Annotated in this window: 16 protein-coding genes and 1 pseudogene; 7 read left to right on the top strand and 10 right to left on the bottom strand. The window is 57.9% G+C overall.

From position 1 onward, the window contains the following. Positions 1–194: 194 nt before the first annotated feature. Together ACVWXD_RS15095 and ACVWXD_RS15090 are read right to left on the bottom strand one after the other, a co-directional pair. Positions 195–1,817 carry an MFS transporter gene (locus tag ACVWXD_RS15095; RefSeq protein ID WP_032886646.1) on the bottom strand — a complete coding sequence of 541 codons (1,623 nt, stop codon included), beginning with the start codon at positions 1,815–1,817 and terminating at the stop codon, positions 195–197. A 204-nt stretch (positions 1,818–2,021) separates the two neighbouring features. Beyond that, positions 2,022–3,530 (bottom strand): annotated as a pseudogene (locus ACVWXD_RS15090) (GMC family oxidoreductase); the annotation flags it as partial. 129 nt (positions 3,531–3,659) lie between these two features. Between ACVWXD_RS15090 and ACVWXD_RS15085 the strand changes: the two are divergent. Beyond that, on the top strand, positions 3,660–4,553 hold the full coding sequence (locus ACVWXD_RS15085; RefSeq protein WP_032886642.1) for a LysR family transcriptional regulator: 894 nt from the start codon (positions 3,660–3,662) through the stop codon (positions 4,551–4,553). Positions 4,554–4,689: 136 nt separating this feature from the next. Here the strand turns inward: ACVWXD_RS15085 and ACVWXD_RS15080 are convergent, their stop codons facing one another. Genes ACVWXD_RS15080 through ACVWXD_RS15070 form a run of 3 tightly spaced genes read right to left on the bottom strand, consistent with a single transcriptional unit; the run spans position 4,690 to position 7,725 of the window. Further along, positions 4,690–5,787 carry a DNA alkylation repair protein gene (locus tag ACVWXD_RS15080; protein ID WP_122756075.1) on the bottom strand — a complete coding sequence of 366 codons (1,098 nt, stop codon included), beginning with the start codon at positions 5,785–5,787 and terminating at the stop codon, positions 4,690–4,692. A 22-nt stretch (positions 5,788–5,809) separates the two neighbouring features. Continuing rightward, complete coding sequence (locus ACVWXD_RS15075) at positions 5,810–7,156, bottom strand: glutamine synthetase family protein (RefSeq protein WP_122753696.1); 1,347 nt, start codon at positions 7,154–7,156, stop codon at positions 5,810–5,812. An 11-nt stretch (positions 7,157–7,167) separates the two neighbouring features. After that, positions 7,168–7,725, bottom strand: a complete 558-nt coding sequence (locus ACVWXD_RS15070; RefSeq protein ID WP_032886635.1) for a helix-turn-helix domain-containing protein — start codon at positions 7,723–7,725, stop codon at positions 7,168–7,170. A 166-nt stretch (positions 7,726–7,891) separates the two neighbouring features. On the opposite strand from ACVWXD_RS15070, the gene ACVWXD_RS15065 reads away from it, so the two are divergent. Both ACVWXD_RS15065 and ACVWXD_RS15060 read left to right on the top strand, forming a co-directional pair. After that, entirely contained in the window at positions 7,892–8,200 is a 309-nt protein-coding gene (locus ACVWXD_RS15065; protein WP_032886633.1) for an RcnB family protein, read from the top strand. 76 nt (positions 8,201–8,276) lie between these two features. Continuing rightward, the gene (locus tag ACVWXD_RS15060) at positions 8,277–9,470 is read left to right on the top strand and encodes an MFS transporter (protein ID WP_181644280.1); all 1,194 of its coding nucleotides are present in this window, start codon (positions 8,277–8,279) and stop codon (positions 9,468–9,470) included. Here the strand turns inward: ACVWXD_RS15060 and ACVWXD_RS15055 are convergent. Further along, positions 9,433–9,705 (bottom strand): DUF1652 domain-containing protein, encoded by a 273-nt coding sequence (locus ACVWXD_RS15055; RefSeq protein WP_032886630.1) that lies wholly within the window; start codon positions 9,703–9,705, stop codon positions 9,433–9,435. The two genes, ACVWXD_RS15060 and ACVWXD_RS15055, sit on opposite strands and share 38 nt — an antisense overlap. Before the next feature lie 103 nt (positions 9,706–9,808). Then, a complete protein-coding gene (locus tag ACVWXD_RS15050; protein ID WP_095186527.1) occupies positions 9,809–11,305 on the bottom strand; it encodes a PAS domain S-box protein in 1,497 nt (498 codons plus the stop codon). A 195-nt stretch (positions 11,306–11,500) separates the two neighbouring features. Here ACVWXD_RS15050 and ACVWXD_RS15045 point away from each other — a divergent pair, with 195 nt between their 5' ends. After that, positions 11,501–12,469 (top strand): hypothetical protein, encoded by a 969-nt coding sequence (locus ACVWXD_RS15045; protein ID WP_032886629.1) that lies wholly within the window; start codon positions 11,501–11,503, stop codon positions 12,467–12,469. 364 nt (positions 12,470–12,833) lie between these two features. Here the strand turns inward: ACVWXD_RS15045 and ACVWXD_RS15040 are convergent, their stop codons facing one another. The 3 genes from ACVWXD_RS15040 to ACVWXD_RS15030 all read right to left on the bottom strand — a co-directional run bounded on the left by ACVWXD_RS15040 (position 12,834) and on the right by ACVWXD_RS15030 (position 16,975). Continuing rightward, positions 12,834–14,003 carry a hypothetical protein gene (locus ACVWXD_RS15040; RefSeq protein ID WP_206073153.1) on the bottom strand — a complete coding sequence of 390 codons (1,170 nt, stop codon included), beginning with the start codon at positions 14,001–14,003 and terminating at the stop codon, positions 12,834–12,836. A 14-nt stretch (positions 14,004–14,017) separates the two neighbouring features. Continuing rightward, on the bottom strand, positions 14,018–14,905 hold the full coding sequence (locus ACVWXD_RS15035; RefSeq protein ID WP_099603168.1) for a nitrilase family protein: 888 nt from the start codon (positions 14,903–14,905) through the stop codon (positions 14,018–14,020). Positions 14,906–15,025: 120 nt separating this feature from the next. Then, positions 15,026–16,975, bottom strand: coding sequence for a flavin monoamine oxidase family protein (locus ACVWXD_RS15030; RefSeq protein WP_457371149.1), 1,950 nt, complete (start codon positions 16,973–16,975; stop codon positions 15,026–15,028). Positions 16,976–17,179: 204 nt separating this feature from the next. On the opposite strand from ACVWXD_RS15030, the gene ACVWXD_RS15025 reads away from it, so the two are divergent. The 3 genes from ACVWXD_RS15025 (at position 17,180) to mgtA (ending at position 21,281) form a co-directional block, all read left to right on the top strand. After that, positions 17,180–17,524, top strand: a complete 345-nt coding sequence (locus ACVWXD_RS15025) for an FKBP-type peptidyl-prolyl cis-trans isomerase (protein WP_095186520.1) — start codon at positions 17,180–17,182, stop codon at positions 17,522–17,524. A 15-nt stretch (positions 17,525–17,539) separates the two neighbouring features. Continuing rightward, a complete protein-coding gene (locus tag ACVWXD_RS15020) occupies positions 17,540–18,133 on the top strand; it encodes a GNAT family N-acetyltransferase (RefSeq protein ID WP_260366438.1) in 594 nt (197 codons plus the stop codon). Positions 18,134–18,575: 442 nt separating this feature from the next. Next, on the top strand, positions 18,576–21,281 hold the full coding sequence (gene mgtA / locus ACVWXD_RS15015) for a magnesium-translocating P-type ATPase (protein WP_122764991.1): 2,706 nt from the start codon (positions 18,576–18,578) through the stop codon (positions 21,279–21,281). Positions 21,282–21,293 lie beyond the last annotated feature (12 nt).

Genomic DNA, 21,293 nt, shown 5'->3' with positions numbered 1-21,293 from the left:
AGCAGAATGGGCAAAAGAAGGGATTTGATCAACCTTTATCTGGATGGATATACAGCAAATTATGTGGGCACTGCGAAGCCAGTGTGCGAGGGGGGTTGCTCCCGATTGTGGTCTATCAGTCACTGCAACGGTGACGGAACCACTGTTATCGGGAGCAAGTCCCCTCCCACAGGGGACTGTCGCCGTTCTGTAGATCAGTTGTTATCGATATCCACATGCCGCGTTTCTTTGAGGAAGAACAGCCCGACAATCAGGCTCACCCCGGTAATCACCACCGGGTACCACAAGCCGTAGAAGATATCCCCTGTGTACACCACCAGCGCAAACGACACGGTCGGCAGGAACCCGCCAAACCAGCCGTTACCGATGTGGTATGGCAGTGACATCGAGGTGTAGCGGATACGCGTCGGGAACAGTTCCACCATCAGGGCCGCCAGCGGGCCGTAGCACATGGCCGCGATCAGGATCAGCGCAACGATCAGTACCACCACCATGACTTTGTTGACCTGAGCCACATCCGCCGAAGTCGGGTAACCGGCCAAGGTTACCGCGCCACGCAGGGCTTTTTCGTCAAAACCGTCGATACGCACGTCGCCCACGCTCACCTGCACCGGGCTGCCGGCGGGGGCGGCGGCGCTGCTGTAGGGCAGGCCTTGCTTGACCAGGAAGGTCTTGACCTTGTCGCACGGGCTGTCAAATTTTGCCTTGCCCACGGGGTCGAACTGGAAGGTACAGGTGGCTGGGTCGGCCAGTACGGTGATCGGGGCCTGGGTACTGGCCTGGTCCATCGCCGGGTTGGTGTAGTGCGCCAGGCTCTTGAAGATCGGGAAGTACAGCAAGGTAGCCAGCAGCAGGCCGAGCATCAGCACCGGCTTGCGCCCGACTTTGTCCGACAGCCAGCCAAAGAAGATAAAGAACGGCGCGCCGATTACCACGCTGATGATCAGCAGCATGTTGGCCAATGCAGGGTCCATCTTCAGGAATTGGGTGAGGAAGAACAGCACGTAAAACTGCGCCGCGTAGAAGGTCACCGCTTGCCCGCCGTTAATACTGAACAGCGCAATCAGCACGACCTTGAGGTTTTCCCATTTGCCGAAGGACTCGCGGATCGGCGCCTTGCTGGCCTTGCCTTCCTCTTTCATCTTCAGGAAGGCCGGCGACTCGTGCAGGCTCATGCGGATCCAGGTGGAAATGCCCAGCAGTACGATGGAAAACAGGAACGGAATGCGCCAGCCCCACACTTCGAACTGGTCGCCGGTGAAGTAGCGGCAGGCCAGCACCACCAGCAGCGACAGCAGCAGGCCGAGGGTAGCGGTGGACTGAATCCAACTGGTATGGAAGCCACGTTTGCCGGCGGGTGCATGCTCGGCCACATAGGTCGCCGCGCCGCCGTATTCACCGCCCAACGCCAGGCCTTGCAGCATGCGCAGCACGATGAGAATGATCGGCGCCGCAATGCCGATGCTGGCGTAGGTCGGCAGCAAACCGACGCAGAAGGTGGCGACACCCATCAGGATGATAGTCACCAGGAACGTGTACTTGCGCCCGATCATATCGCCCAGACGGCCGAACACCAGCGCGCCGAACGGGCGCACCACAAAGCCGGCTGCAAAGGCCATCAAGGCAAAGATAAATGCCGTGGTGTCGTTGACCCCGGCAAAGAACTGCTTGCTGATCACGGCCGCCAGCGCGCCGTAGAGGAAAAAGTCATACCACTCGAACACCGTCCCAAGGGACGAGGCGAAGATGACCTTCTTGGAGTCGTTGCTGGCGCTCGCGTCTCTCGTCGAGCCCAGGGTTTGAGCGTGTTCTGACATCGGGTAGCCCTCACAGTGATTATTTATTGTTGTTCCACTGTCGGCGCCAGGTTTGGCGCCGCTATTCAGATTGCATGAACCAGTTCTTTTCTCCGGGGCGAGACTCCTTGTGTTCGGCGAAAGGATCAGCTGCGCGGCCTTTTCCGCGATCATCAGCGTCGGTGAACAGGTATTGCCGGACGTAATGCGCGGCATGATCGAGGCATCGGCGATGCGCAGGCCGGGCACGCCATGCACCCGCAGTTGCGCATCGACCACGGCGTCTTTGTCGCTGCCCATGCGGCAAGTGCCCACCGGGTGGAAAATCGTGGTGCCGATACGGGCGGCGGCTTCGTGCAGCTCCTCTTCGGTTTGCAGCGAGTCACCGGGCAGATACTCCACCGGCTTGAACTGGCTCAGGGCGGGGGCAGCGACGATGCGTCGGGTCAGGCGAATCGCGTCGGCGGCCACGCGCAAGTCTTGCGGATGGCTGAGGTAGTTGGGTTGTATCAGCGGCGCATCCGCCGGGTTTGCCGAGCGGATATCAATACGGCCACGGCTTTGCGGACGCAGATCACACACCGAGGCGGTGAATGCCGGGAACGCGTGAAGCGGCTCGCCGAAGCGCTCCAGGGATAGCGGCTGCACGTGGTATTCGAGGTTGGCCGAGGTTTGTTCCGGGCCGGAGCGGGCAAACGCGCCGAGCTGACTGGGCGCCATCGACAGCGGGCCGCTGCGGTCGTACAGGTAGCGCAGTCCCATGCCCATTTTGCCCCACACGGTGCCAGCGATCTGGTTCAGGGTGCGGGCTTTTTCCAGCTTGTAGATCAGCCGCAGTTGCAGGTGATCCTGCAAGTTGCCGCCAACGCCAGGCAGTTCATGCAGCACATCAATGCCCAGAGGCTTGAGTACGCTGGATGGGCCGATGCCTGAACGTTGCAGAATGCCTGGCGAGCCCACGGAACCGGCGCACAGCACGATCTCCTTGCACGCCTTCCAACTCATCTGCTGACCGTTTTGACGCCCGACCACCGCCGAGGCGCGACCGTTTTCCAGGACCACGCGGTCGACTTCGACTTCTGTCAGCACGGTGAGGTTGGGACGTTGGCGGATAGGCTTGAGAAACGCCTTGGCCGCGTTCCAGCGCACGCCGGCTTTCTGGTTGACCTGGAAGTAACCGCAGCCCTCGTTATCGCCCTGGTTGAAGTCATTGATAGCGGCGATGCCGCTTTGCGCTGCCGCCTCACGAAATGCATCCAGGATCGGCCACGACAGGCGCTGCTGCTCGACCCGCCATTCACCGCCGTCGCTGTGGAATTCCGAGCCACCGGCAAAGTGGTTTTCGCTCTGCTTGAACAGTGGCAGCACATCTTTCCAGGCCCAGCCCGGGTTACCTTGCGCCGCCCAGCCGTCGTAATCCTGGGCCTGGCCGCGCATGTAGATCATGCCGTTGATGGACGAGCAGCCGCCCAGCACCTTGCCGCGCGGGTAACTCAGGGCACGGCCTTGCAGCCCTTCTTGGGCTTCGGTCTTGAAGCACCAGTCGGTGCGTGGGTTGCCGATGCAGAAGAGGTAGCCGACGGGGATGTGGATCCAGGGGTAATTGTCGCGGCCACCGGCTTCGAGCAGGAGCACGCGGTGGGCAGGGTTGGCGGACAGTCGATTGGCCAGCAGGCAGCCTGCGGGGCCGGCACCTACTACCACGTAATCGTATTGTGCAGCTGCAATGGGCATCTGAGGCCTCGCTTGTTTTTCTTATTGGTTCCATCCTAGTTGTTAGTTTTCGTCTTAAAAATGTTAGTTTTTACCCAGCTGCTGTGCGTTTTTAAACAGCGTTGCCCTGGCTGATTGAATGGAGGCGATATGTTCGACTGGAATGACCTACGGTTCTTTCTTGAGCTCCAGCGCAGTGGTCGTCTGCTTACTGCCGCGCAGCGCCTGAAAACCACCCACGCCACCGTGGCCAGGCATATCGAGGCCATCGAAAAAAGCCTCGGCACCGCGCTGTTCGTGCAGCACGCCCAAGGCTACGAACTGACGCCTTCCGGCGAGGCCCTGCTCAAACACGCTGAAGCCATGGAAAACGTTGCGCTGCTGGCCGAAGACGAACTCACGCATTCCGCCGCGCCGCTGGGCAAGATCCGCCTCGGCGTGGCTGAAGGCCTGGGCGTGATGTTTCTCGCCAGTCGCATGGGCGGGCTGTTTGAACGTTATCCGGGATTGGAAGTGGAACTGGTGGCGGTGCCGCGCTTTGTCAGCATCCTCAATCGCGAAGCGGAAATCAGCATCCACCTCGAACGCCCCAGCGTCGACCAACTGGTCACCCGCAAACTCACCGATTACCGCCTGGCCCTTTACGCCAGCCGCGCTTACCTGGACCGCAACCCTGCCATCGAAAAACGCGAAGACCTCGCTGCCCATTCCTGGATCGATTACGTCGACGACCTGTTGTTCAGCCAGGAGCTGAAATTCCTCAGCAGCTTCTGCCGTAACCCCAAAGTGGTGTTTCACAGCACCAGCGTGATCGCACAACACCAGGCTGCGCGCTCCGGATTGGGCATTGCGGTGTTGCCGTGCTTCATGGCTGCCGGCGATCCGGAGTTGGTGGCGTTGCTGCCGGGGGAGGGGATCCAGCGCAGCTACTGGATCAGCTCGCGCAGGGAACTGCACAAGTCGGTGCGGCTGCGGGTGTTGTGGGATTACGTGGTGGAGTTGTGCGCGCGGGAGCAGCCACTGTTGCTCGGCGAGTCGACCTGAAGAAACCGAAGCAAAACTGTGGGAGTGGGCTTGCTCTCGGTAGCGGTGGGCCGGTCGCCAGATGGGCTGGCTGACACACCGCTATCGGGGGCAAGCCCCTTCCCACATTGATCGGCGGTGTTGGCTAAACATCGGGTTAATCGCGCAATTCGAATTCAGCGCTGCCGAGCCTTTCTCCATTCACCATGACATGCACCCTATGCCGACCGGGATAGTGCTTGCGTGTAGTCAGTTCACGAATATGTTGCTCGCGGCGCAGGCTGTGTCGTTCTCCCGCGCCCAGCGTAAACGCCTTGAGCTTGAACACCTTGCTCGCGCTATGCCCGGCGCTTTTTACATAGTCGATGGCGTAATCCACCACCAGTTTTTGCGCACTGGCCGCGGTGGATTCCAGGCTGAACGACAGGTTAATCCGCTCGCCCAGATTGATCACCGCCGGCGTCACGCTCAAGTTATGGAGCGTCACCTCGGCCCTGGCGCCGGCGCCCATGATGGTCAGCGCACGGGTGTTGCCCTGTTTGATCAGGCTGCGCAGCGCATGACGTGCAATCCAGGCAGTGTGCGGGTTATCCAGGTTCCAGCCTTCGATCAGGCTGAGCACCCATTCCGGATGGTCCTTGGTGATGTCGTTGAGGTGATTGGCCACGGACTTGCGCACGTAGAGGCTCGGATCGGCCTTTAGGTTGTCGAGGATCGAGGCGCATAACGCTGGGTTGGCCTGCACTTCGGTCAGGCGAAACGACCATGGCAAACGGGGCCGCGAGCCTTCGCTGGCCAGGCGGCGTACGTGGTCGTTGTCATCCAGGGACCACGCCTGCATCACTGCCAGGGAGCGTTCGAAGTCGTGCAGCAAGAAGTGTCTTATCGCGAACTCGGCCGAGCCAAAGGTGGTGAAGTACTTGAGCGCCGCCATGGAGCGCTCGAAGTCAGCCAGGCCGTAACTTGCCACGTAGTGCGGTAGAAACAGGCTGACAAATCCACTGTTCAGGCGTGGCGCCAGGGCGTAAAGCAGCTTGAGGCTTTTGGGGTAATCCAGGGGGATCACCGTGTGCAGGCTTTCGCTGACCCGTGCCATGCGCTGCATCACCGACAACTCGTCCAGCCCGGCGGTGGCGTGTTTGAGGAAACCTTTGGCGTCGAACGCGGGATACACCGCCGTCATTTCAGTGGCGATGTGTTGCAGGCGTTCGACGTTGAAGATTTCCTTGAGGGCCGGGGCGCTTTGGTCGGTCATCGGTGATTCCATGGCGGTTGAGTCAGAGAAACCAGCGGTATTCCCGCGCGTGGATCTCTTGCTGGAAGGCCAGGTGATCCTGGCGTTTGTTCTCGCAGTACACGTCGACAAATTCGGCGCCCAGCTTATCGCGCAATACTGGCTGATGCTGCATGGCGCGCACGGCATCAAGCATTTCCACTGGGAAGTCGGTGCCGCTGGCGCGGTCCTCGTTCAGTGGCGCGATGGGCTCCTGTTTGGCTTCCAGGCCATGTTCCAAACCGACGAGGATCGCCGCCAGCACCAAATACGGGTTGGCGTCGGCGCTGGCCAGGCGATGTTCGATGCGCAGGTTGCGTGGGTCAGACTCAGGGATGCGCACGCACGCGTCGCGGTCCTCAAACCCCCAGCAGGCGCGGGTGGCAGCGTTGACCGTGCCGCCCAGGCGGCGGAAAGCGTTGTGGTTGGGCGAGAAGATCGGCATGCAGTGGGGCAGTAATTCCAGGCAGCCGGCCACCGCATGGCGCAGCGGTTGTTGCTGATGCGCCGCCAGCAGGTTGTTGCCCGCGCCGTCGTAGAGGCTGACATGCACGTGCATGCCGCTGCCGGGAAATTGCAGGTAGGGCTTGGCCATGAAACTGGCGCGGTAGCCGTGTTTGAGTGCCACGCCCCGGGTGCTGCGACAGAACAGGGCGGCCCAGTCGGCGGCGCGCAGGCCGTCGTCGAGGTGGCCGAAGTTGATCTCGAACTGACCGGGGCCGAGTTCGGCGGTGATCACCGTGATGTCGATGCCCTGGTCCTTGGCGGTCTGGGCCATATCGTCGAGTACATCGTTGAAGCGTGACAGCCGTTCGATATGCAGGTTGGGCTGGTCGTCGGCGTCATCGCTCAGTGGGTCACGGGCAAATTGCGGCAGGCCGTTGTCGAGTTTCTTGTCGAATAGATAGAACTCCAGCTCGAAGGCCACCACCGGGTGAATACCTTTGTGGTGCAGGCGTTCCAACACCTTGGCCAAGACTTCGCGAGGTTCGAACTCGATCGGCGCGTCGGTACCGTCCGAGGTGATCAACATCTGGCCCAAGGGCTGCGATTCCCAGTTCACCGGCTTGAGCGTGCCCGGCACCAGGCGGCGGTTGGCGTCTGGGTCGCCGTCGTTGAAGCAGTAATCGCCGATCTTGAACAACCCGCCCTGGGCGCCCAGCAGCACCGCGTTCTGTGGCAACTTCAGCGGGCTGCCGGAGGCGACCTTTTCCAGCATTTCTATGGGATAACGCTTGCCGTAGAAATGCCCGGGGATGTCCAGGGCGATCAGGTCGACGTAGCGCACGTCGGGGTGGTTCTGGCGAAAGGTCCGTACTTCGGCCAGTAACGTGGCGGCATGGCTTTTCACGGGTGCAGCTCCTAGTTGTAAACCCACAACACGCGGGCGGGCAGGTCAGTCAAGTTGGCGTAGCGGCAATGGGCAAAGCTGGCGAGGTGGAAGCTGTCGCCAGGGCCGAGGGTGACCGAATCGGCCTCGCCTTCGACCCACAGTGTTAATTCACCCTCCAGCACAAAACCGGCCTGCTCGGCGCGGTCGCTCATGGTCTGCTCACCACTGTTGGCACCGGGAGCAAGCAGGCTGTCGAGCATCGAAAACGCGCCGTTCATGCTGGGGGAGACCAGGATGTCGGTGATGCCATTGGCGTAATACACCGTGCGCCGCTCGTTGGGGCGCGTGATCCAGTCAATGGCCTTGGGTTTGGGCTGGCTGTAGAAGTACGTGGTGGGCACGTCGAGGGCGTGGCTGATGGCAGTGAGGTCCGCCACGGTCGGACGTGACAGGCCGCGTTCCACCTGTGACAGAAAGCCTACCGAACGCTCGATCTTTTGCGCGAGTTGGGCGAGGGTCAGCTTCTTGTGCTTGCGCAGGTCGTGGATCAGGATCGCCAGGGCGTCGAGTTCTTCTTGCTGGTTCATGAAATTTATATCGAGAAATTTCATGAAAAATTACAGGTTTTATTTCATGGAGGCAATGGGGGCGGTGAAGTCGTCGGTAGATGTCTTTAAGCCGCGTTCTTTGCTGAATGATTGCGAACCCTCGCGGTCCGAACCTGGGTACGTGTCATTAATTGAAGGAGCACCCATGAAGTCTAAAACCCTAGCTGCCTGCCTGTTGGTCGCCGCCAGCCTGTCCACCGCCAGCTTTGTGGTACAGGCCGGTGATACGCCTCAGGAAACTGTGCAACCTTCCAACATCAACACCCGTGACCTGAAAGAAGGCGATCGCGCGCCGGATATTCTGATGCGCAAGGAGTCGGCCGTGAGCGACTGGAAAAAGCGCGGTCTCAAGCAGCCCGAGGACGAAAGCCAATGGGCGCGGGTGGGCGATAAATACGTACTGCTCAAGACCACCAACGGCACCATTCTGGAGATCACACCCGTCAAGAAGTGACCCTCCTTTTTGCCTTGTTCTTGCGTTAAGGTAGCCGACCGCAATGGTCGCGTTACCTTCAAAGAATGAGAGCAGGATGCTTGCCACAATAAGAAACTACCCCCGCACCGTTAACCTGTTGCTGAGCGCCACGTTGCTGCTGACGCTGGCCAAGGCGATTACGTTTCCCTACTTGGTGATCTACCTCACCCATCATTTCACCCTCGACATCACGCAAGTTGGCCTGGTGATCGGCAGCTCGTTGATTGTCGGCTCGCTGCTCAGCGTGTATGGCGGTTTTCTGGTCGACCGCATCAACAGCTATCGGTTATTGCTCTGGATGAGCGTGCTGTTTGTGCTGGGGTTTATTGGTACGCTGGTGGCGCAGAACATCTGGACGTTTTATAGCTGCCTGATCCTGATCAACCTTGCGTACGCGGTCATCGATATTGCGGTGAAGGCCGGCTTTGCGAGCCTGCTGCCGGAAGACGCGCGCAGCGAAGTGTTTTCCATCAAGTACACCCTTACCAACATTGGCTACGCGGTCGGGCCGTTTTTCGGTGCGATGGTGGCGAAGATGGATATCAGCCTGCCGTTTATGTTATCGGCGCTGCTGGGGGCGGGGTTTTTCCTGCTGTATTGGCGCTGGGGCGATCGCACGTTAACCACAGTGGACGTGGCGCAAAAGCCGGTGTCGTTTCTTGCCGTTGGCCGTGTATTGCTGCAGGACCGTCGGCTGGTGTGCTTCACGATGGGCGGTGTGCTCAGTGCAGTCGTGTTCGGCCAGTTCACGGCCTACCTGTCGCAGTACCTGGTGATCACCACCACAGCGCAACACACTTACACCGTGATCAGCGCCGTGCTCACCACCAACGCGGTAATGGTGATCGCTTTGCAATATGTGATCGGCCGGCGCATATCACACCGTCATTTGAGCCAGTGGCTCATCTTCGGCTTGAGCATGTTCATGTTGGGGCTGATCGGCTTTGCGCTGTCCACCAGCGTGGTGTGGTGGGTCCTGGCAATGGCGGTGTTCACGGTGGGGGAGATTATCGTGTTCCCGGCCGAATACATGTTTATCGACCGGATTGCCCCGGACCATTTGAGGGGCATGTACTACGGCGCGCAGAACCTGTCCAACCTCGGCGCAGCCCTGGGGCCGGTGTTGTGTGGGCTGGTACTGGCCAACCTGCCGGCCCACACGATGTTCTACATGCTGGGGATGTTTATCGTGGCCGGCGGTGTGTTCTATTTCATTGGTTCGTCGTTGAAGGGAAGTCATTCAGCGTGAGCTTGCCCATGGTGTTGCACTGCAGTTCGTAGCGCAGTTCTTCCACCATTTTTTCCACTTCTATCGGGGTCTGCAGCCGGTTGGTGCTGATCCCGGTAACCACCAGATCAACCCGGCCGGTATCGGCGTCGTAGACCTTGAGGGTCAAGGACGCATCCCGGCACAGGGTGAACTCGCAGGTCAGTGGCGACAGGCCTTCTTCGATGCAATTTCGCAGTTGGGCGAGGGTAAACATGCGTGTTCCTTCAGGGCATCCAGTTCGATGCCTTGAAGGTTATTGCTTACGCCGCCCCGCCATAAGTTGAATTCGCACTAGCTGCACTAGTGCATTTGCACTGTCAGGGCTTGTTTTTCAGGCGCAGTTCACTCGCGAACAGCCCGCGTTCGCGGGCCCAAACGATGGCCGCGCTGCGGCTGTGCACCCCCAATTTGGAGTACACCGTGGCCACGTGGTTGCGCACGGTGTTGGGCGCCAGTTTCAGGCGTGAGGCGATCTCTTTGTCGGCCAGTCCTTCACAGATCAAGCCCAGCACATCGCGCTCGCGGGCGGTGAGGTCGGTGAAGTTGACGTTAGGCAGGTTGGGGCTGTTGACGCTCTTGGCGTTAGCCAGCTTTTCGATCAGGGTCTGGCTGAACCAAGAGGCGTCCTGCATCACTTCCTCGATGGCCGCCACCAACTCCAGTTCCGAGCGCTTGCGTTCGGTGATGTTCATCAGCACCAGCAGGTAGCAGGGCACGTCCTGGATGATCACGGTGTCGGCGGAAACCACGCAGTCGATCACTTCGTTGCCCTTTTTGCGCACCTTGAGGTCCTGGCCATCCAGGTTGCCGGCTTTTTCCAGGGTGGTGAACAACTGTGTGCCTGCCTGGGGGCTGTCGATAAAGTCGATGTCTTCGATGGACTTACCGATCAGTTCTTCGCTGATATAGCCAGTGATGTTCATAAAGGCTTCGTTGACGTCCACCACCTGGCGGTTAGCGGCGTTACACACCAACGTGGGCACCGGCGTAAGGCGGAACGACTTGGCGAAACGTTCTTCACTTTGGCGCAGGGCCACTTCGGCCTTGCGTCGAGGCTCAAGGTCGGTGAACGAAAACAGCATGCAGTCTTCTTCGTTCATGTCCAGCGGCTGGCCGGCGACGATCACCAGTTTGCTGCCGCCTTCGGGCAGTTTCAGTTCGGCCTGCATCTGCGGGATGGTCGCGCCTTCGCCCAAGCGCTGGATGGCCAGGTCTTTGCGCTCTGCCTGCTCCAGCACATCCAGTTCATACACGGACTTGCCGATGACCTGGTCGCGGTTGTGGCCGGTCATCTCCAAAAAGCCCTGGTTGACCTTGATGTAGCGCAGGTCGCTCAAGCGGCAAATCACCGCGGGCGCGGGGTTGGCGTTGAAGGTTTTTTCGAAGCGCTGCTCGGCGCTGGCCCATTCGGTGGCGTCGCTGAGGATCAACACCAGTAACTCCGGCTCGCCGTGGGAGTCAGTGATCACAAGGCTGCGCAGGCGGTGGACCCAGGTTTTGTCCGGCTCGGCGATGGGCGTGACTTCCACCACCACGTCGCTGAATTCATCGCCTGCCGCCGCGCGGGCCAATGGGTAACTATCCGGCTGTACGGGATGGTTATTGCGATAACGCAGGGTAAAACGCTCGGCGTAGGCCTGGGCGTTCGCACCCAGTGCCTCCACGTCATCCACACCGTGCATGGTCAGCGCGGCTTCATTGGCCCACAGGATGGTCTGGTCGACTTCCGCGAGGATAATCCCATCGGAGAGCCCGGAGATAATCTGCTGCAGTTGGCGGCGGTTGGTTTCTTTGGCAAGTACATCCTGGGTCATGATTTCTCCGGTGTAGGGGCGCATGGACGTACGACATCCTGCCTTCACGATAGTGCAAAGAAACTGAGTACGGGGGAGTGCGAATGCACCAGGCGCACTGGTGCATTTGGGCCATGACTGAACGTATGTCGTTTCGCCAGACTCCATCCATCAAGGCATTTCGCCTTGCCTCAACAACATGTGAAGGACCTCTGTATGACCACTGTCTATGAAACCAATCGCTCGTTGTTTCGTGTGTCCTGGAGCTCGGTGCTCGCCGGTAGTGCAATTGCCCTGGTGACCTACCTGGTCCTCAGTGTGTTGGGCACTGCCATCGGTGCCAGTGCGGTTAACCCGATGCAAGCCGGTAACCCGCTGAGCGGTTTCGGCACGGGGGCCGGGATCTGGCTGTTTGTCTCCACATTACTTGCCATCGGTGTGGGTGCCTTCGTCGCCGGCCGCACGGCCCCGGATCGTGGCGGCCTGCACGGCGTGCTGACCTGGACCGTCACCACCTTGCTTACCACCTGGCTGTTGGCAGGCTTGGCCGCCAGTGTGGTTGGCACCGCCGGTAACGTGGTTGGGAAAGGCTTGTCTGCTGCCGGTAGCGGGATTGCCGCCGCCGCGCCTGGCATCAGCGATAGCGTCAAGCAGCAACTGAACGAGCAGGGCATCCAGCTGGACTGGAAAAGCCTGCAAGGCGAACTGGACACCTTGCTCAAGCAAAGCGGCAAGCCTGAGCTGGACCCGGCCAATGTCGAGCAGAAAACCGACCAGGCTGCCGCCGATGGCAAGCAGACAGCGACTACCGCAGCGACCGATCCTGCCCAGGCCGGCGATGCGCTGAAGCAGTGGTTTGAGCGCGTCAAAGCCTCCGGTGAGCCAGCGCTTAACGCGGCTGACAAAGAAGCCTTGGTCAATATCGTTGCTGCCCGTACCGGCAAGAGCAAGGAAGAAGCCACACAGATCGTCGACAACTATGCCCAGGCTTATCAGCAAGCCATGCAGAAGGTTGACGAGCTGAAACAGCAGGCTGAGCAGAAGGCCCGTGAAGCAGGTGAAGTCGCGGCCAAGCAATTGTCCCGCGCGGCCTGGAGCACGCTGGCGATGCTGTTGCTGGGTGCGGCGTTGAGCTTCTTTGTAGGGCGCATGGCATTGACTAACCGTCGCGTGCCGTTGGCTTAAGGCCGGCGATAAGGTGGCAGGGACGCCGCTTTACGGGTTGAAGCTACGCTCGACCTGATGGTGATGCGCGTAAACGGGCGACCTTGTTACGCGCATCACGCAAAGGTGACATTAGAGCGCAAGCAAAGGCGTCTAACTGATACTTCTCTCTTGTGCAGGCGCGTTCGTAGACGTATGCGGAGCACTATGCGAGGTGCAAGGATGCTTGGGGCGAGGTTCTGGAGTCGATTTTGTCAGTGGCTTTACAGGGTTGCTGTTATCCCTATGGCAAGCGGGTACGCTCACTCGCCACAGGGTATTGCTTGAAGCGTACTTGCTTAATGCGGCCGCATGCATCTCGGCAACCGATCGACCCCCACGTCCGTCAAGTTCCCAACCATCCTACTACCGGCACAATCATCAACGTACTCAATGCCATCGACATCACATTGCCGATGTACGGATGAAAGTGAGCAGGCAACTTAGATGCGATGGCACAGGCCAATGGTGGTGCGATCAGTGCGCCGAGCATTGCACTAGAGCCAATCACCATCCAACTGCCACCATGGGTAAGTACGGCTGCGGGTACCACAGATACCAACGGAACATAGGTTGGATACCAACCCCGCTTGATCCATTGGCGTCGCCAGATCACGACCCCGATGGCAGAAGTCAGTGCCTGCGCACCTAGCAAGTGTAGAAGCAAGCCTGAACCATAGGCCGGACTCATGGGGTTGAGTGCATAGGCGAGCAATACCCCGGCTAACAGCCCGAGGCTGGCTAGCTCATTCCCGAAAAACGGCGCTTCGGAAAAGTCCGCCAACACTCGGCGCAGGCTCCAGATTACGCCATACGATTGCGGTGGAGTGGGTGATGGCCTGATGGGGGCGATGTAGTCTGAACGCACCAACGAGGGCACTCGGCGACACAGTGCAAACGCGATAACGCTTCCAGACGCCATTCCAAGCACATTACCGATAACTGCCGGCAATCCCAATGGAATGCACACGAAATTGACGATCAGTAGGCACGCCGGTGTAACCAGCAACGCGCCCAGCACCGCACCATTGAGTGCGACTTTCCAACCCCCGCCAAACATCAACACCATCGCGGCTGGCAACGAAACAAACGCCGCAAATGTTGGCTGCCAGGTTTCGACGGTGACGCTCCAACCCCACAGCACGTTGCTTAGCAGCAACCCGATCAAAGAACTTGTTATCAGCCAAGGCCATAATCCGCTGCCATAGCAAATGGAAAAACCCTGCCAGGCTTTTTCGCGTTTGCTCGCCCACCATGCCAGGTAAGCGCCGCTCAACAGGCCAAGTGATGCAAGTTCATGTTTATAGAAGGCAACCTCGCTGATATCTCCCACTACCCACCGCAACCAGGCGGCCGGATGGGGGAAGCCTGTAATCATCTCGCTGTATCCCGGCCAGGAGCCTCGATGGCTGAATACGACCCACAGCACCAGCGAGCTGACGATCAAGCCTACGATGAGAACCGTAGTATCGGCTCTTGAGCCAGTTAAGGTTTTTTTGGCAAATAAGGTTTCCATGGCATGCCCTCTTTTCAGCGAGGCAGGGCAGAGTGTTTGGAATATCCGAGCATCTGATCGTAAAGATCATGGCGTCGGTCTCTTTGCAGATCGTTGAGACTGTTCCAGATCGGTGCGCTGCGGGCGCTGGTGATGTCGATATCGGCGAACAAAATCTCCTGACGATTTGCCGATGCTACTGCGCCGATCGGCCAGCCATTGGTTCCTGCGATCAGCGAGCATCCAAGGTAGCGCGCATCCCGCTCCTCACCGATGCGGCTGGCGGCAGCGATAAACACGTTGTTCACATGGGCTGCTGTCATCGTCAAATACGACGCCATGCACTTTCCGGCGTCATCGAAAAGAGGTGGTGGCGTCCACACCCAGTTGTTCAGACTGCAAATGATATCGGCACCTTGCTGACTGAGAATGCGCGGTACCTCAGGGAACCAGATGTCCCAGCAAATCAGCAGGCCGATGCGACCAATCGGCGTTTCGAATACCGGAAATCCTGTATCTCCAGGGGTGAACCAGAGTTTTTCCAGGTTCCACAAATGGGCCTTGCGGTACTTGCCTATAAACCCACCGGGACCTATCAATACCGCGGTGTTGAACAGCTGCATCCCGTCGATCTCGCTAAGACCGGCCACCAGATACACGTTGTGCTGACGGGCAAAATCTATCCACTCCCGCATGCTCTGCCCGCTGGGTACCGTCTCCGCATGATCAAAGGCGTCTTGGCGACTGCTGAAGAAGTACCCGCAGTTGGAAAGCTCGGGCAGTACGATCAGATTGGCACCGCCGTTTGCTGCTTCGGTGGCCAGCACGAGGCTCTGCCGTAGGTTTTCACTTCGATTGCGCACGCCCACCTGGGGATCGAACTGAATGACGGCGACGCGGGCAGGGCTTGTTGGTTCGCTCATGGGTTGACCTCTTATTTTTATGCAACCGGGGTTGGTTGGATGTTTATAAGAGGCGATGAAGTGTTTAAAGGGTAGTCAGATGGTTCCTGTTGCGTTGTAGTCGCTTTCTTATACTTTGATTTAGCTCTCCGTTCTGTACTCAGGATAGTCACGCAGGCTGAAACCACCGTTGAAGTTTGCTCGGGTTTTGCTGCAGATATTAATTACAGTATCGATGGCTCCTCTGAAACACGGCTCTGTCCACCCGGCATCAACAGAGAAAGATTCGCCGCAAAAATAAAGGCCCGATACGTGAGAGAAGTCTCTATTGTATTTCATAAGGCCTACAGCGTCGTAGTAGGTACCTGCCCGATATAGTTTCGCACAACCAAGGGAGTTTTTATCATTCATCCACCGCTGAACAACTGCTTGTTCGCGCCCGATGTAAGGCGAGATAATTTCTTTTATATTTGCCGACTTTAAAAGAATTCTGTCTAGCTCTTCTATGCATTTGTCGACGAGCTCCTTATCGTTGAATAATGATAGTTTTGTAGCGTCATCTTTCCAGGTATAGCTTAAGAGTATGCAGTCGTAGGTGCTGTTGTCGTTGTAGCGATACATGTAGACGTCATGTATAAAGCTGTCGGTAACAATAGCTTGAGGTATGTTTTTGTTGTGTGAGAGAAATGATTTTTTGAGTGGGGCATATACTTTGCAACTCGTTTCCCAATGTGCTGTTTTGTAAGCGGAGATTGTTTCGTATGGCAATAGTTCTGGACTAAAATTCTCGAGTGATATTTGTGTTTCTATCAGCCATGAAGGAAGGGTAATTACAACGGAGTCTGCATCGACGAAGTTGGTTTTGGCCTTGTCTAGGTGTGTGGCGCTACGGTCGAAGTAAACTCTTATCTTTCCATTCTCAAGTTTTTCAAGCTTTATTACGGTGCTGCTGGTTAGTAAGCCTGTGGGGCTTTTGATTAAGTGCTCGTAAAGTGATTCCTTCACTTCATCCGGTTTTATAAAAAGTAGGGACTCGGCGAGAGAGGCAAGCCCTACATAGTTTGGTTTGTTGAAGCGAAGACCCTCTGAGTCGTATGTTTCTGAAGCTTCCAGGTAAGGTGAGGCGACAGGTACTCCCTTCGCATCCACACGTCCGTGGATCAACTGAAGATGGCTACTAAAACCAAATATTGCAGTGCGTAGGGGATATATCGAGCAAACATCATAGAAGGCTCCCCAACTGCCATCTCCAATTCCTATAGAGTAGAAAATCGCAGATTCTTGCGAAGTCATGCCCATTCCTCCAAAGTTGCCAGGGTCATTTTGGCGCCAATGGTTTATGACGGGCACCTTTACCAAGTCACGGAATGAAATGCCTTCGTATTTTTTGACTATAGAAGACCACATGCTTTCCCAGCCTATGGAGCCATAATGCTCTGATACCTTTAGCGTCATGCGCTCGGCAAATGTTGTCCACTTAGCAAAGACGACACCCAATAACTCACCGGGCGGCGCTGTTTTACCATCCGTATTTTTCCAGATTAGCATCGTCGGTTCTGTGCCCCCCTCCAAGCTCCCCTCTCGCAGATATATTCCCGTTGATTGGACTGTAGGGCTGCCAGGATTTGGGAAATCAGAATGGACAAGTTCGAACTCTTTGGCGTAATAGGCCATGAGCGAGCGACCGTCTTTCGGATGCTCGTTTGACTTGTTGAAAAAGGGCATCCTCATTGCGCCCATCTCAAACGGAGGCCGCCCGGTGGTATTCGTATTATGTTTTCCGAGCGCTGTCAGATGTCTACCACCAATACGCTGTGATTTTTCAATTAATGTAATGTTTGTGAAGCCGCATCTATGTAATTCTCGCGCTGTTGTTAAACCGGTGACTCCGGCGCCGATAATACATATTTTATGTAGGGTATCAGTCGCTGTGGCGATGCCGTTTTCCTGTTCTACTAAAGCACGATAGTCAAAGCACAAATCTGGCGGGTTCGGGAACGTACCTCTCCATTTATTATCGGTGGAGCGCTTTTCTCGATGATGTCGCTCAGCGATGTCCGCGGGATAGTTAAAATTAGATCCGATGGTCATTTTTATCTGCTATTTGAATGGGTTGTTTTATAGGTTGAGCGTGAGCAGTACGGAAGAAAATAAGCAGGATGTGATTTTTGGTTAGGGTATGTTGTGTTTATGCGTAGGCCGAAGGGAAACTTTCGAAGTCAACGGTTCCCACACTTGCCAATCCCACCCAATTCTGGGAAAAACCCACCCTCTACGCCTTCAACGAGAACCCCCATGAGCAACAACGAACTCCAGATCACCGACACCCGCCCTGGCACCGGCAAAGCCGTCGTCAAGGGCGCGCTGATCACCACTCAATACACAGGCACCTTGGAAGATGGCACGGTGTTCGATTCGTCTTGGGAGCGGGGCAAGCCGTTCCAGTGTGTGATCGGTACCGGTCGTGTCATCAAAGGTTGGGACCAGGGCTTGATGGGCATGCAGGTGGGTGGTGTGCGTACGTTGTACGTGCCGGCGCATCTGGCTTATGGCGAGCGCTCCATGGGCGCGCATATCAAGCCCAACAGCAATCTGCGCTTTGAGATCGAGTTGTTGGAAGTACTGACGCGGGATGAATGAGAAGAGTCGAGCGATATGGATATCAACTGCACCATCAAGGACGTTTATATAGTTGAACTGGGGGCCGGCGATGAGGCTGAGCTCCAGCGTTTTTTTGAGCGGGCGCCGGATTACTTCATGGCGGTTAACGGCGAGCCTGCCACGCCAACCGAAGCGCACGAAGCGTTGCAGAACCAGCTTCCGCCGGGCTGGCGTTGCAGCCGGATCTACTGGTTGGGTTATCGCGGTGCGGACGGGCAACTGGTCGCCGTAGTGAATATTGCGGCCGATTTGCTCGCAGATGGCGTATGGCATATCGGTCTGCTGCTGGTAGATGCCCGTTTTCATGGCACTGGACTGGCGCAGCAGGTGCATGCGGATCTTCAAGCGTGGGCGATCGAAAATGGCGCTCGGTGGCTGCGGCTGACAGTGGTTGTTGGCAATTCCAAGGCCGAGCGTTTCTGGCCGAAGCTCGGCTATGTCGAGGTGCGCACCCGCGAGGGAATCAGGATGGGCCGCCAGGTGAACCATGTGTCGATCCAGGTCAAGGTTCTGGCCGAAGGGCAGCTTGATGAGTATCTGGCATTGGTTGCCCAGGATCGCGCCCTCCCACATTTTGATCCTCAGTGAGCTCAGGAAAACGCCTACCTGAACCCATCCTGAAGAATCTTCTTATTCATCATGCGGAAACTTTCCTACGGTTTACTCTCCTGAAGTCGGGGCGTAAGCTTCGCGCGTTTTCATCAATAGCGGAGACCCTCAGTGGGTACTTGTTCGAGTGACAGTAGTCGGCCGGTTTCGGTAACCGGCATAGGCTTGGCAAGGTAACGCGCATTTATCCGATGCCGTTGTCTCGCCATCAAAGCGAGAAGCGGCATCCCGACAGCGGCCAGTTCTGGTGCTGTCTCGATCCTCTTTCATCGACGCTGACCAGCACCTGAGTGACCTCAGGATGCTACGGACGCGCCTGCCTTTTGCGGCGGGCGGGCCAAGCTGACTGCGCCTGTCTGACAGGCGTGGTGCGCAGCGGCAGTACCTGCACGACGGTTTTTCCTCGCGCAGGAGTAACACCATGAACCTCACTCTGTTGAAAGAGTTCTTCGCCGGCTTCCTGCGGACCCGGCACATCGCCCGGCACTTCCGTCGCCTGGCCATGCTCGAAACCGTCACCGACGCCAGCGTCAGCCGCGAAGTGCCGCCGACCCTGGCGCAAACCCTGGTGGCCGCAGCCAACAGCAGCACCGCGCAATTGCTCGGCACGTTGGGCAGCCATGCCGAGGGCTTGAACACCCAGGAAGCCGATGCCCTGCGTGTGCAACACGGCCTCAATGAAGTCGAGCACGAGCAGCCGCTGCCGTGGTGGGTGCATCTGTGGCACTGCTACAAAAACCCCTTCAACCTGTTGCTGACCTTGCTGGCGGTGATCTCCTGGCTGACCGAAGACATGAAGGCCGCCACGGTGATTTTCTCCATGGTGGTGCTCTCGACGCTGCTGCGTTTCTGGCAGGAGGCCAAGTCGAATAAGGCCGCCGATGCCTTGAAAGCCATGGTCAGCAACACCGCCACGGTGCTGCGTCGTGATGAGGCCAAGCGCGTCGAGTTGCCGATCAAGCAGTTGGTGCCCGGCGACCTGATCGTGCTGTCGGCCGGCGACATGATTCCCGCCGATTGCCGCGTGCTCAGTGCCAAGGACCTGTTTGTGAGCCAGGCGGCGATGACCGGTGAGTCGATGCCGGTGGAGAAGTTTGCCCAGCATCAGGACGCCAATACCCGCAATCCTCTGGATCTGGACAACATCCTGTTCATGGGCACCAACGTGGTGTCCGGTGCGGCGACGGCGGTGATCCTGACCACCGGCAACAACACCTACTTCGGTGCCCTGGCCCAGCGCGTGACCGCCACTGATCGCGCTACCACTTCGTTCCAGCATGGGGTGAACAAAGTCAGTTGGTTGCTGATCCGCTTTATGTTTGTGATGGCGCCGTTGGTGCTGTTTATCAACGGCTTCACGAAGGGCGACTGGACCGAGGCGCTGCTGTTCGCGCTGTCGATTGCCGTGGGTCTGACCCCGGAAATGCTGCCGATGATCGTCACGTCCACCCTGGCCAAGGGCGCGGTGTTTTTGTCGCGCAAGAAGGTCATCGTCAAGCGCCTGGACGCGATCCAGAACTTCGGCGCGATGGACGTGCTGTGCACCGACAAGACCGGAACCCTGACCCAGGACAAGATTTTCCTGGCGCGCCATGTGGATGTGTGGGGTGAAGAATCCGACGACGTATTGGAAATGGCCTACCTCAACAGCTACTACCAGACTGGCCTGAAGAACCTGCTGGACGTGGCGGTGCTGGAACATGTGGAGGTGCATCGCGAGCTTAAAGTCGGCACCGCCTTCCATAAGGTCGACGAGATCCCATTCGACTTCAACCGCCGCCGTATGTCGGTGGTCGTCGCCGAGCAGGGCTTGCCGCACCTGCTGATCTGCAAGGGCGCCGTGGAGGAGATCCTCTCGGTGTGCAACAGCGTGCGCCACGGCGACACCAACGAAGCACTCACCGATGAGCTGTTGGCGCGCATTCGCCAAGTGACCGCAGCGTTCAATGAAGAAGGCCTGCGTGTGGTGGCCGTGGCTGCGCAACCGATGGAACCTGGGCGCGACACCTACAGCTTGGCAGATGAGAACAACCTGACATTGATCGGCTATGTGGCCTTCCTCGACCCGCCCAAGGAAAGCACCGCGCCTGCGCTGAAAGCCCTGAAAGCCCACGGTGTTGCGGTCAAAGTACTGACCGGTGATAACGAACTGGTCACTGCAAAAATCTGCCGCGAAGTGGGATTGGAGCAACAAGGTCTGTTGATGGGCAACGACATCGAAGACATGACCGACGCTGAGTTGGCCAGGGCCGTGGAAACCACCAATGTGTTCGCCAAGCTGACGCCCAGCCATAAGGAGCGCATTGTGCGCCTGCTCAAGGCCAACGGGCATGTGGTGGGTTTCATGGGCGACGGCATCAACGATGCACCGGCGCTGCGCACGGCGGACATCGGTATTTCGGTGGACAGCGCGGTGGACATCGCCAAGGAAGCGGCCGACATCATCCTGTTGGAAAAGAGCCTGATGGTACTGGAGGAGGGCGTGCTGGAGGGCCGCCGCACTTTTGCCAACATGCTCAAGTACATCAAAATGACCGCCAGCTCCAACTTCGGCAACGTGTTCTCAGTGCTGGTGGCGAGTGCGTTTATCCCGTTTCTGCCGATGCTGCCGATGCACCTGCTCGTGCAAAACCTGCTGTATGACATTTCCCAGATCGCGATCCCGTTCGACCATGTCGATGACGAGATGCTGGCCAAGCCGCAACGCTGGCAGCCGGGGGATGTGGGGCGCTTCATGCTGTTTTTCGGGCCTATCAGTTCGATCTTTGACATCACCACGTTCGCACTCATGTGGTACGTGTTCGATGCCAACACACCAGACCATCAGACGCTGTTCCAGTCGGGCTGGTTTGTGGTGGGGCTGCTGACCCAGACGCTGATCGTGCACATGATTCGCACCCCGAAAATCCCGTTCCTGCAAAGCCGTGCGGCGATGCCGTTGATGGTGATGACGGGCGTGATCATGGCCGTGGGGATTTTCCTGCCAATGGGCCCGCTGGCGCACTACTTCAAATTACAGGCGCTGCCGTCGCTGTACTTTGTGTTTTTGCCGGTGATCCTGCTGGCGTACATGGCGCTGACCCAAGCGGTGAAGGGCTACTACATCCGTAAGTTTGGCTGGCAATGAATAGGGAAGCTC

The sequence above is a fragment of the Pseudomonas sp. TE3911 genome (genome assembly GCF_054062775.1).
Note: the sequence above shows the minus strand (reverse complement) of the source record. Positions and strands in the feature narration are given on the sequence as shown.